The organism is Leclercia sp. UBA5958 (assembly GCF_002430365.1).
GTDB classification, from domain to species: domain Bacteria; phylum Pseudomonadota; class Gammaproteobacteria; order Enterobacterales; family Enterobacteriaceae; genus Enterobacter; species Enterobacter pneumoniae.
Window position 1 is genome coordinate 51,200 of the sequence record NZ_DJCE01000004.1, and the last position, 13,064, is coordinate 64,263.

Sequence of the window (13,064 nt, forward strand, 5' to 3'; positions counted from 1 at the left end):
CAAATATCCTTACTGATAAAATTACGGTGTGTTAATAAAAGCGTTGTAGTGAATTAAGATTCGTTACAACAATGCCATTCAGGGATTAACGATCATCCTGTTAAGATGATTATTAACGCTTAATTGGCATGGGTTTGAGTGTGTTGCTTTAGCTATTCCTATATTAAATACTCTTTAGGCTAATGTGAATTAGCAACTCGAGTATTAAGAATTCATTTGGTTCGTATTGATTTGTTGAATGTATTTATACTAAACCATCTGTTTTTAAAGCTTTTAATAACCAATTAAAATTATCTGGACGTTATTATTTAATGTCTCTACCGAAGCCATTTAAGGGTTTTTATTATAAGCGTGATTTTATTTAAAGCCGTAAAAGCGGCAATTACGCTGCTGGATAATTTTAAGCAAAAATCATCTTGCAAAATTTAAATGCTTATTAATGGAGTAAGAGGGCTATTTTTAGGTGGGAAAATCATTAACTGATGAATGTGACAGGCCATCTTTAATAGACGAGATGGCCTGTCTTTACGCGTTTTATACTTCCAGGTAGTTCATAATGCCGTCAGCCGCTTTGCGCCCTTCGGCAATCGCCGTGACCACCAGGTCAGAACCGCGAACGATATCGCCACCGGCGAAGATTTTCGGGTTGCTGGTCTGGAAGGCGTTGTCGCTGCCTTCCGGGGCAATCACGCGACCCTGCGAATCCAGCTCAACGCTGTGCTTCGCCAGCCACTCCATGCTGTGGGGACGGAAACCAAACGCCATCACCACCGCATCTGCCGGGATCACATGCTCGGAGCCGGCCACGATTTCTGCACGACGACGGCCTTTCGCATCCGGCGCCCCCATCTCGGTACGCGCCATCTTCACGCCGCTCACCTTGCCGTTTGCATTCACTTCAATACCCAGCGGCTGGATGTTGAACTGGAACTCGACACCCTCTTCACGCGCGTTTTTCACTTCGCGTCTTGAGCCTGGCATGTTCTCTTCATCACGACGATAGGCGCAGATAACGTGCGCCGCATTCTGACGAATAGAGGTTCGCACGCAGTCCATCGCGGTATCGCCGCCGCCCAGCACCACGACGCGTTTACCTTCCATGCTCACGAAGGGCTCGTTGGTCGTTTCACCGTAGCCCATCAGCTGTTTGGTGTTGGCAATCAGGAACGGCAGGGCGTCGTACACGCCTGGCGCATCTTCATTCTCCAGACCACCGCGCATGGACTGATAGGTACCCACGCCCAGGAATACGGCGTCGTAATCCTTCAGCAGGTCGTCGAGCTGCACGTCGCGGCCCACTTCCACATTCAGTTTGAACTCAATGCCCATGCCGGTGAAGATTTCGCGGCGGCGGGTCATGACCTCTTTTTCCAGCTTGAAGGCCGGGATGCCGAAGGTCAGCAGGCCGCCGATTTCCGGATGTCGGTCGAAGACCACCGCTTTGACGCCGTTACGGGTCAGGACGTCGGCACAGGCCAGGCCCGCCGGGCCTGCACCAATGATCGCCACGCGCTTGTCGGTTTGACGCACGCCGGTCATATCCGGACGCCAGCCCATCTCGAACGCTTTATCGTTGATATAACGCTCAATGTTACCGATGGTCACCGCACCAAACTCGTCGTTCAGCGTACAGGAGCCTTCACACAGGCGGTCCTGCGGGCAGACGCGACCGCACACTTCCGGCAGGGTGTTGGTCTGGTGAGACAGTTCGGCGGCTTCAAAAATACGTCCTTCATTGGCCAGCTTCAGCCAGTTCGGGATGTAGTTATGGACCGGGCATTTCCATTCGCAGTAAGGGTTACCGCAGGACAGGCAGCGGTCTGCCTGCGCTTTGGCCTGGCCTTCTGAAAACGGCTCATAGATTTCTACAAATTCAATTTTACGGATCTTCAGCGGTTTCTTTGGCGGATCAACACGCTGCAGGTCGATAAACTGGTATACGTTCTGGCTCATTGCTACCCCTTACTGCGCCTGCACGCGCAGCTCTGCTGCGCTACGACTACGGTGACCCAACAGGGCTTTAACATCGCTGGACTTCGGTTTAACCAGCGCGAATTTCGAGGAGAAGGCTGGCCAGTTCGCCAGAATCTCTTCGCCGCGTGAAGAACCGGTATGCTGCACGTGCTCGGTGATAAGACCGCGCAGATGCTCTTCGTGGATCGCCAGGGATTCAACATCCAGCACTTCAACCAGCTCCGGGTTTACACGCTTACGGAAATCACCGCTTTCGTCCAGCACGTAGGCGAAGCCGCCCGTCATACCTGCACCGAAGTTCACACCGGTTTTGCCCAGAACACAGACGATCCCGCCGGTCATATACTCACAACCGTTGTCGCCAATACCTTCTACCACGGTGATAGCACCGGAGTTACGCACTGCGAAACGCTCACCCGCACGACCGGCTGCAAACAGACGACCGCCGGTCGCGCCGTACAGGCAGGTGTTACCGATAATACTGGCTTCGTGGCTACGGAAGGCAGAACCGACCGGCGGACGTACCGCCAGCAGACCACCCGCCATGCCTTTACCCACGTAGTCGTTGGCATCGCCGGTCAGGTACAGCTCCACGCCGCCCGCGTTCCAGACGCCGAAGCTCTGACCCGCTGTGCCGCTGAAGTGCGCGGTAATCGGATCGGATGCCAGGCCCTGGTCGCCATGCGTTTGCGCGATGTAGCCGGAGAGCGATGCGCCGACGGAGCGGTCAGTATTGCGGATATCAAACCAGAAAGTTTTGCTCTGCTTATCATCCACATACGGCTTCGCCTGCTGCAGCAACTGTGCATTCAGCACGCCATTGTCAAACGGCGGGTTTTTCTCGGTGCAGTAGACCGCTTTGCCAGGGTGCGGCTGCGCGGTTTCCAGCAGCTTGCTCAGCTCCAGTTTCTGCTGTTTGGCGGTAAATCCTTCCAGCTCTTTCAGCAGGTCGGTACGGCCAATCAGATCCACCAGTCGCTTCACGCCCAGCTGCGCCATCAGCTCGCGCGTTTCGCGGGCAATAAATTCAAAGTAGTTGGTCACTTTGAAGGGAAGACCGTGGTAATGGTTCTTACGCAGCTTCTCGTCCTGGGTTGCCACACCGGTTGCGCAGTTGTTGAGGTGGCAAATACGCAGGTATTTACAGCCCAGCGCCACCATCGGGCCGGTGCCGAAGCCAAAGCTTTCTGCACCGAGGATCGCCGCCTTGATGATGTCGAGGCCGGTTTTCAGACCCCCGTCTACCTGCAGGCGGATCTTGTGGCGCAGGCCGTTCGCCACCAGCGCCTGCTGGGTTTCCACCAGGCCCAGCTCCCACGGACAGCCCGCGTATTTCACGGAGGAGAGCGGGCTTGCGCCGGTACCGCCGTCGTAGCCAGCGATGGTGATCAGGTCTGCGTAGGCTTTTGCCACGCCGGTGGCGATGGTGCCGACGCCCGGTTCGGAAACCAGCTTCACGGAGATCATCGCCTGCGGATTAACCTGTTTCAGGTCGAAAATCAGCTGCGCTAAGTCCTCGATAGAGTAGATATCGTGGTGCGGCGGCGGGGAGATCAGCGTCACGCCCGGCACCGAGTAGCGCAATTTAGCGATGTACGGCGTGACTTTATCACCCGGCAACTGACCGCCTTCGCCCGGTTTTGCCCCCTGAGCAACTTTAATCTGAATCACGTCGGCGTTGACCAGGTACGCAGGCGTTACGCCAAAGCGACCGGAGGCCACCTGCTTAATGCGCGACACTTTATTGGTACCGTAGCGCGCAGGATCTTCGCCGCCTTCGCCGGAGTTCGAGTTGCCGCCGATGCTGTTCATGGCTTCTGCCAGCGCTTCATGAGCTTCCGGGCTGAGCGCGCCGATAGACATCGCCGCGGTATCGAAGCGCTTAAACAGCTCGGACGCCGGTTCAACGTCATCGATGCTGACCGCTTCATCACCCGGATTCAGGGCAATCAGGTCGCGCAGCGTTGCCGCCGGACGGTTATTGACCAGTTCAGCGTACTGCTGATAGTCGCTGTACTCGCCGCTCTGCACTGCCTGCTGCAGCGTGCGCACAACGTCCGGGTTATAGGCGTGGTATTCGCCCCCGTGAACGTATTTCAGTAGACCACCTTGTTCCAGTGGTTTACGCGCCAGCCATGCACGTTTGGAGAGGTTGAGCAGGTCTTGCTGGAAATCAACAAAGCCCGCGCCGCTGATGCGGCTGATCACGCCCTGGAAGCAGAGTTCTGCCACATCGTCATGCAGACCCACGGCTTCAAACAGCTTCGAACAGCGGTAAGAGGCAATAGTCGAGATGCCCATCTTGGACATGATCTTGTACAGACCTTTGTTGATACCGTTGCGGTAGTTCAACATGACAGTGCGGTAATCTTTGTCGATGGCACGGCTATCGACCAGCTTCGCCAGCGTTTCGTAGGCCAGGTACGGGTAGATGGCCGTCGCACCAAAGCCTAACAGCACGGCGAAGTGGTGCGGATCGCGGGCACTGGCGGTTTCAACAATGATGTTGGCATCGCAGCGCAGGCTCTTATCCACCAGACGGGTTTGAATCGCTCCCACCGCCATCGGTGCAGGCACTGGCAGACGGTTTTTGGCAATGTTGCGGTCAGAGAGCACCAGCAGCACGGTACCGTTACGTACCATCTGCTCCGCTTTGTCGCACAGCGCCTTCACCGTCTCTTCGAGGGTCGCTTCGGTCACGTCGAAGGTAATATCAAGCGTGTCGGCGCGATAGTGAGCCTCTTGCAGCGTCGTAAGCTGTTTGAAATCGGAATAGAGCAGAATCGGCGATTTAAAGGTCAGACGGTGCGCCTGGCCTTCGGCTTCGCAGAAGACGTTCATCTCGCGGCCGATGCTGGTGGCCAGCGACATGACGTGCGCTTCACGCAGCGGATCGATTGGCGGGTTGGTTACCTGCGCAAACTGCTGGCGGAAGTAGTCATAAATAATACGCGGCTGGCTGGAGAGGACGGCAAATGGGGTATCGTCGCCCATTGACCCGACCGCTTCCTGGCCATTTTCGCCCAGTACGCGGATAACCGAGTCCAGCTCTTCCGCGCTGTAGTTAAACTGTTTCTGGAAGCTCGCGAGCGCATCGTCATCCATCTCACGGCTACCCACTTCTTCGTCCGGCAGCTCTTCAAAAGGCACCAGACGACGAACGTTTTTCTCCATCCACTCTTTGTACGGGTGGCGGCTTTTCAGATCGTTATCGGTTTCAGCGGAGTGCAGAATACGCCCGCCACGGGTATCGATAACCATCAGCTCGCCCGGGCCGACGCGGCCTTTCTCGACCACTTCGTCAGGCTGGTAATCCCAGATGCCGACTTCAGACGCGCAGGTGATGAGCTTATCTTTGGTGATGACGTAGCGCGCCGGACGCAGGCCGTTACGGTCCAGGTTACAGGCGGCAAAGCGGCCATCGGACATAACAATGCCCGCCGGGCCGTCCCACGGCTCCATGTGCATGGAGTTGAAGTCGAAGAACGCGCGCAGCTCAGGATCCATGTCCGGGTTATTCTGCCAGGCCGGTGGCACAAGCAGACGCATGGCACGGACGATATCCATCCCGCCAGCCAACAGCAGCTCAAGCATGTTATCCATGGAGCTGGAGTCCGAGCCGGTTTCGTTCACGAACGGTGCGGCGTCGTGTAGGTCGGGGATCAGTGGAGTCTGGAACTTATAGGTACGAGCGCGCGCCCACTGGCGGTTACCGGTGATGGTGTTGATCTCGCCGTTGTGTGCCAGATAGCGGAACGGCTGAGCCAGCGGCCAGCGTGGAACGGTGTTGGTGGAGAAGCGCTGGTGGAACAGGCAGATGGCCGATTCCAGACGCAGGTCCGCCAGGTCCAGGTAGAAGCGCGGCAGGTCAGCCGGCATACACAGACCTTTATAGATGTTCACCAGGTTGGAGAGGCTACAGACGTAGAACTCTTTGTCTTCCTGGAGACGTTTTTCAATGCGGCGACGCGCAATAAACAGACGGCGTTCCATATCGCGTGGACGCCAGCCCGCAGGCGCGTTGACAAAAATCTGTTCAATACGAGGCAGCGAGGAGAGGGCGATTTCACCGAGCACCCCTTCGTTGGTAGGCACATCGCGCCAGCCGACAATCGACAGAGTTTCTCGTTGAAGTTCTTCTTCGACGATGCGGCGTGAGGCGGCAGCTTTTTCAGGATCCTGATTCAGGAACAGCATGCCGACAGCGTAGTTTTTGGCTAAACGCCAGCCGCGTTCTTCCGCGACGATTCGGAAGAAACGATCCGGTTTTTGCAGCAGCAGACCGCAACCGTCGCCGGTTTTACCATCGGCAAGGATGGCACCACGGTGCTGCATGCGGGCCAGTGCGTGAATGGCAGTACGCACTACCTTGTGGCTAGGTTCGCCTTCTATGTGGGCGATCAGGCCGAAACCACAGTTATCCTTCTCAAGGGATTTATCGTACAACATATCAGTGAACCTCCCCAGGCTCGTCGGGCTTCCCACTGAACTTAACCGTGGCGCACAGGCACAGAAAGAGCATGGCGACGGGGTTTGCGTTTCATACGCGTACCTCGCATTCGCCCTCTTTTTCATCCTTTCGCGCAGGTAAACAAGTTTGAGGACTTGCTTCAGAGGGAATCTCAATTACTGCATAAATATGATGAGCAGACTGCTCATCCAGAAAGCTTCCAGCGGATTTCCAACTTATCGGGAATCGGTTATCAGGTCAAATGGCAATCTTATTTATACGAAAATGTGCTAAAGCATGTTTAATTGATTGAAATAAAAAGGTATTTAACGAATTTTACAACCACAAAAGGCCAAGGGAGGGAGCGGGGTAGTGTGATCTGACTCACTATCTGAAAGCGGTATTATCCACGTGGGATGCTGAAAAGCTTGTTTTTGGCAGGATATTACTCTGGGGTGGCGATCAAACCCGCATAATCACACTGTTTTTCAGCAGTGACGCTATAAATGAAAAAAAGCGGCTGAACATAAGGAAAAGTAATTGGCTAATGCTTGAATGAAATTGCAGTAATCTTGATTTTTTATTCAAATGAATAATAGCCGTCCAGGGCGATTGATCCAGGTCATCGCCGACTGTGGCTAAAAATGGCAGGCTAGGCCCCTTTCAGCGGGGCGGTCTATCAGATTATGCAGTTACAGAAATTAGTCAATATGTTTGGTGGGGATCTTTTACGTCGTTATGGCGAAAAGGTCCATAAGCTGACGCTGCACGGTGGTTTCAGCTGCCCCAACCGCGATGGAACTATTGGCCGTGGCGGCTGTACCTTCTGCAACGTGGCCTCTTTCGCCGATGAAACACAGCAGCAGCACTCCATCGCTGAACAGCTGGCGCATCAGGCGAGCCGGGTCAATCGCGCCAGACATTATCTGGCCTACTTCCAGGCTTATACCAGCACCTGGGCAGAGGTGCAGGTACTGCGCGCCATGTATCAGCAGGCCGTAAGCCAGGCGAATATCGTCGGGCTCTGTGTCGGCACGCGTCCGGATTGCGTTCCCGAGGCCGTATTAGACCTGCTGAGCGAATACCACGCGCAGGGCTATGAAGTCTGGCTGGAACTGGGTTTACAAAGCGCGCACGACAAAACGCTGCACCGTATTAATCGCGGCCATGACTTTGCCTGCTACCAGCGCACTACGCGGCTGGCGCGTAAACGGGGGCTTAAAGTGTGTTCGCACCTGATTGTAGGCTTGCCCGGAGAGGGGCTCCAGCAGGGACTCGAGACGCTGGAAAACGTGGTCGAAACCGGCGTGGATGGCATCAAACTGCATCCGCTACATATCGTGACCGGCAGTATTATGGCAAAGGCCTGGGAAGCGGGAAGGGTAAACGGAATTACACTCGAAGAGTACACCGTGACGGCGGGGGAGATGATCCGCCATACGCCGCCAGAAGTGGTTTACCACCGTATATCTGCCAGCGCCCGCCGTCCAACGCTGCTGGCACCGCTCTGGTGCGAGAACCGCTGGACGGGGATGGTGGAAATCGATAAATACCTCAATGAGCACGGGGTTCAGGGGAGTGCCCTGGGGCGCCCGTGGGTATCACCTTTAGCGTCTACGTCCGCCTAACAAGCTGCCCAGCATGCCGCGTACGATCTGATTAGTGACCTGGCGTGCTGCGCTTTTCGCCATAGTTTGTACCACGCCGTCGCGCTTACCCCCTCGCGGCCCGGTGCTGCCAAACAGAATATCTTTGAGCCCGCCCAGAATGCCATCGTCCGTGGCCGCTGCATCGCCTTTCGCAGTGGGAGCACTCTGCTGCTGCGGGCTCGCCTCTATCCCCGCCTGTAACTTTTCAAAAGCCGATTCCCGATCGATCTCGTCTTCGTATTTGCCGTAAACCAAAGAGTGGTTAATTAGCCCGTTACGTTCATCGTCAGTGACGGGCCCCATACGTGAGTTGGGTGCGATCACCATTGCGCGCTCAACCACTGAGGGGCTGCCTTTGACATCCAGGAAGGAGATCAAGGCTTCACCGGTGCCCAGCGCCTGAATTGCCTCTTCCGTACTGAACGCTGGATTGGCGCGCATGGTCTGTGCGGCCGCTTTAACTGCCTTTTGATCTTTTGGCGTGAAGGCGCGCAGAGCGTGCTGTACGCGGTTACCTAACTGACCCAGTACGTTGTCAGGGATATCGGACGGATTTTGCGAAACAAACCAGACGCCAACCCCTTTCGAGCGGATCAAACGGATCACTTGTTCAATCTTGTCGAGTAAGACCTGCGGAGCATCGCTGAACAGCTGATGTGCTTCGTCAAAGAAGAACACCAGTTTGGGTTTTTCCAAATCGCCCGCTTCAGGGAGTTGTTCATATATTTCAGAGAGCATCCATAGCAGACTGGCGGCGTACAGTTTGGGCATCTGATAGAGCTTTTCCGCGCTCAGAATGTTAATGATGCCCTTACCGTTACTGTCGGTGCGCATCCAGTCCTTAATATCCAGCATCGGTTCGCCGAAGAAGTGTCCGGCGCCTTGCTGCTCAAGCGTGAGCAATCCACGCTGAATAGCGCCAATCGAGGCGGAACTGATGTTGCCATACTGAGTCTGGAAAGATTTGGCGTTATCGCCAATATAGTGGGTAATAGCGCGAAGATCTTTGAAATCCAGCAGCAGTAATCCCTGTTCATCGGCAATACGAAAGATGATATTCAGCACGCCAGACTGCACCTCGTTCAGATTGAGCAGCCGTGCCAGCAGCAGCGGGCCCAGATCGGAAACGGTGGCACGCACCGGGTGGCCTTTTTCGCCGAAGATATCCCACAAGACGACCGGGTTACCCTGCGGTTGCCAGTCGGTCACACCGATGTTTTTCAGTCTGGCGAGCAGCTTCTCTGAGCCAACGCCCTCCTGCGCAATGCCGGTCAAATCGCCCTTCACATCGGCCATAAATACCGGTACGCCACAGCTTGAGAATGATTCAGCCAGCTTTTGTAGGGTGACGGTTTTGCCCGTGCCGGTGGCACCGGTAATGAGCCCGTGTCGGTTTGCCATTGCAGGGAGGAGAAACAGCTCGTGATCCAGCGTACGAGCAATTAGCAGAGGAGTACTCATGATCCAATTCCTTTTCTGGGCACTGGGTGGAGTATAGGCAACCTGATGCGCAAATTCCTTTGTTTGCTGCGCATTACCCAGTGCGGACTATGCTTTTCCATACGGTTATCAACTTTTTGGGAAATTATGTCCAGATTCTTTTTTAACGACCGCGAACAGCTGGTCAACGACGCCATTGAAGGCATGCTGATTTCTACACCACACGCTAATCTCGCCAGGCTTGATATTGACCCGGCTATTCGCGTTGTCGCCCGTGCTGACTGGGATAAAAGCCGCGTGGCGGTTATTTCCGGCGGTGGTTCGGGTCATGAACCCGCCCATGCCGGGTTTGTGGGCAAGGGGATGCTCACCGCAGCGGTGTGCGGCGATCTTTTTGCTTCGCCGAGCGTTGACGCGGTCTTGAATGCGATCATGGCGGTAACGGGCGAGCATGGCTGCCTGTTGATCGTCAAAAACTATACCGGCGATCGTCTGAACTTTGGCCTCGCGGCAGAAAAGGCCAAGGGCTACGGGCTGAACGTCGAAATGGTGATCGTGGCCGACGACATTGCTCTGCCTGATAACAAACAACCGCGAGGCATTGCGGGTACGGTGCTGGTGCATAAGATAGCCGGTTACGCTGCCGAGCAGGGGAAATCGCTCCGTGAGGTTCGGGATCTCGCCCAGCAGGCCTGCGATAACCTCTGGAGCCTCGGTGTGGCGATGCGCACATGCAGTCTGCCCGGCAGCGATGAAGAAGAGGGGCGTATCCAGCAGGGGCAAGTCGAGCTGGGTCTCGGGATCCACGGTGAGCCGGGTGCGTCGATTGTCGATACCCAGAACAGTAAAACAATCATCGACACCCTGGTGAAACCGCTGCAGGAGCAGGCTGGCGCCGGGCGGCTGGCGGTTCTGATCAATAACCTCGGCGGCGTATCTGCGCTGGAGATGGCGCAGCTTACCAAAGAGCTGGCGCACTCAGCGGTAAAAGACCAGATTGACTGGCTCATCGGCCCGGCGACGCTGGTCAGTTCGCTGGATATGAAAGGCTTTTCGCTCTCGTGTTTGAAGCTGAACGACACCTTTGAGCAGGCACTCAATGCGCCGGTGGAGACCCTGGGCTGGCAAAAACCCGTCGCCTTTGCGCCAATGCGTACGGTATCGCACGAGGTTGTGCGCGACACAGTGGAATTTACCCCCTCCGATAATGCGCAAATTGCCGCGTGGGTGGGCGCAGCGACGCAGACGCTGCTGGATCTGGAAAACCGCCTCAACGCGCTGGATGCGAAAGTAGGCGATGGCGATACCGGATCTACCTTTGCGCAAGGTGCGAAGGAGATAGCCCAACGCCTTGCGCAAAAGCAGTTGCCGCTAAATGATCCCGCGAAGTTGTTATTGCTGGTGGGTGAAAGACTGGCGACGGTGATGGGTGGCTCGAGTGGTGTACTGATGTCGATCTTCTTTACCGCCGCCGGGCAGTCGTTGCTGGAGGGTAAAACCGTGCCGGAGTCGTTGTTGAGCGGGTTGGCGCAGATGAAGCATTACGGCGGGGCCGCGCCTGGGGATCGCACCCTGATCGATGCGCTCCAGCCTGCGCTGGAAGCTTTGCAGCAAGCAGATATTGAGGCTGCTGCACAGGCCGCTCAGCAGGGTGCAGAGGCGACGGCCAGCATGCACAAAGCCGGCGCGGGGCGTTCATCCTATGTCAATAAAGAGAATCTGCAGGGGGTGACCGATCCGGGTGCGGTAGCGGTGGCAGAGGTGTTTAAAGCGCTGGCGAAGTAGCGAAGAAAAGCCGGGTGGGGCGATGCCGCCACCCGGCGTAGTCACATCAGAAATCGGCTTTTAATACCACGCGGTAACGGGCCTTGCCGTCGCGCACGTGCTGGATCGCCTCATTGATTTTCGACATCGGATACAGTTCGGTGGTTGGGGACACTTTGGTGCGTCCGGCAAACTTCATCAGTTTGCGCAACTCAAACGGTGTGCCGGTTGCAGAGCCAGATACGCTGCGATCGCCACCAATCAGGGTAAACGCCGGAACCGGCAGCGGCTTCAGCACTGCCCCAACGGTATGGAAGTTACCGCCGTAGGCCAGCGCTTCAAAGTACGGCTGCCAGTCGAGATCGACGTTCACGGTGTTGATGATCAGATCGAACTGACCCGCCAGCGCTTTCAGGGCTTCCGGATCGCGGCTGTTCACCACTTTATCGGCGCCCATTGCCAGCACTTCCTGCTCTTTCGCCGGGTTAGAGCTGAACGCCGTCACTTCGCAGCCCATGGCGTGCAGTAACTTAATGGCAATGTGGCCCAGTCCGCCAATACCAATTACGCCCACGCGGCTGGTGGCGGTGATGTGGTGCATCAGCAGCGGTTTAAATACCGTAATACCGCCGCAGAGCAGCGGGCCTGCGGATTCGATATCAATGCTGTCCGGTAGCGGGATCACCCACTGCCAGTCGGCGCGCAGTTTGTCGGCGAACCCGCCCTTATTGAGAATGGTAGGTACCGTGCCTTCCAGACAGTTAATCTGGTTGCCGCTGATACAGGCATCACAATGTCCACAGCTGCGCGCCGTCCAGCCAATGCCCACGCGCTGGCCAACTTTCAGCCCTTTGTCCTGCGCGGCAGTGCCCAGCGCAACCACACGGCCGATTACCTCATGCCCGGCAACCAGGGGATAATTTGAAAAGCCCCATTCGTTGTCGATCATCGACAGATCCGAGTGGCAAATACCGCAATAATCTACCTGAACTTCGACGTCTTCTGCTTTTAGCTCACCCGCATCGTACTCGTACAGCTCAAGTTCTGCACCCGCCTGCGGCGCGGCATAGCTTTTTATCATCGACATCTTTATTCCCCCGTTATGGTGTTGAACTGAGAGTGTAGAGCATTCAGTTTACAGCCGCTTAACAGAATGGGGGCAGTATCAGAGGGTCTTTAGCATCCGCACTTCGCAGTCGACGTGGCCGGTGCAGCCCAGCGGCGCGTCGATATGTTCGAAGCCCAGGTGTTCATACAGGCCAATGGCCTCTTTGAGGAACGCGGTGGTTTCGAGATAACAGCGGGTGAAGCCCTCAGCGCGCGCGTGTTCAAGCGCAACCAGCGCCAGCTTTTTCGCCAGCCCCTGGCCGCGAATGGCGGGCAGAAAGTACATCTTCTGCAGTTCACAGATATCGGGCTCGCTGCAGGTCAAAGGCGCCACGCCGCCACCGCCCACAACCTTGCCTGCCTGCTCAATGATCCAGTAGGCGTGGCCTGGCTGGCTGTATAGCTGGAACAGCTCATCGAGGTTAGGATCGGCTACGGTGTAGCCTTTATCGGCCGTAAGGCCATATTCGGCGGAAACGGTGCGGATAACGGCGGCGATGGCCGGGTTGTCCTGTTCAGTGATACGACGCATCGTCGTCGCGACGGGGGCAATCACGCTCATAGCATTACTCATGACAAAAATTGACACACAGCTGCTGTTAATAGCACTGGAGCAAAGGGAGTGCAAGCGAGGAGTTTTCAGGGAGGAAACCCCTTACGCCCTGAAGCGTAAGGGGTAA

Annotated in this window: 7 protein-coding genes; 2 read left to right on the forward strand and 5 right to left on the reverse strand. The window is 56.0% G+C overall.

From position 1 onward, the window contains the following. Nucleotides 1-534 precede the first annotated feature (534 nt). Together gltD and gltB are read right to left on the reverse strand one after the other, a co-directional pair. Nucleotides 535-1,953 (reverse strand): glutamate synthase subunit GltD, encoded by a 1,419-nt coding sequence (gene gltD / locus B2Q93_RS04730; RefSeq protein ID WP_040073853.1) that lies wholly within the window; start codon nt 1,951-1,953, stop codon nt 535-537. 9 nt (nt 1,954-1,962) lie between these two features. Beyond that, nucleotides 1,963-6,423, reverse strand: coding sequence for a glutamate synthase large subunit (gene gltB / locus B2Q93_RS04735; protein ID WP_286932020.1), 4,461 nt, complete (start codon nt 6,421-6,423; stop codon nt 1,963-1,965). A gap of 687 nt (nt 6,424-7,110) precedes the next feature. Here gltB and B2Q93_RS04740 point away from each other — a divergent pair. Beyond that, nucleotides 7,111-8,052, forward strand: coding sequence for a TIGR01212 family radical SAM protein (locus tag B2Q93_RS04740; protein WP_286932022.1), 942 nt, complete (start codon nt 7,111-7,113; stop codon nt 8,050-8,052). Here B2Q93_RS04740 and B2Q93_RS04745 read toward each other — a convergent pair. Further along, complete coding sequence (locus tag B2Q93_RS04745; RefSeq protein WP_286932024.1) at nt 8,032-9,534, reverse strand: helicase HerA-like C-terminal domain-containing protein; 1,503 nt, start codon at nt 9,532-9,534, stop codon at nt 8,032-8,034. The two genes, B2Q93_RS04740 and B2Q93_RS04745, sit on opposite strands and share 21 nt — an antisense overlap. A gap of 126 nt (nt 9,535-9,660) precedes the next feature. On the opposite strand from B2Q93_RS04745, the gene B2Q93_RS04750 reads away from it, so the two are divergent. Further along, the gene (locus B2Q93_RS04750) at nt 9,661-11,298 is read left to right on the forward strand and encodes a glycerone kinase (protein WP_286932025.1); all 1,638 of its coding nucleotides are present in this window, start codon (nt 9,661-9,663) and stop codon (nt 11,296-11,298) included. Between the two features lie 46 nt (nt 11,299-11,344). On the opposite strand, the gene ahr is transcribed toward B2Q93_RS04750, so the two are convergent. Both ahr and B2Q93_RS04760 read right to left on the reverse strand, forming a co-directional pair. Next, complete coding sequence (gene ahr / locus B2Q93_RS04755; protein WP_046885772.1) at nt 11,345-12,364, reverse strand: NADPH-dependent aldehyde reductase Ahr; 1,020 nt, start codon at nt 12,362-12,364, stop codon at nt 11,345-11,347. 78 nt (nt 12,365-12,442) lie between these two features. After that, complete coding sequence (locus tag B2Q93_RS04760) at nt 12,443-12,946, reverse strand: GNAT family N-acetyltransferase (RefSeq protein ID WP_046885773.1); 504 nt, start codon at nt 12,944-12,946, stop codon at nt 12,443-12,445. Nucleotides 12,947-13,064 lie beyond the last annotated feature (118 nt).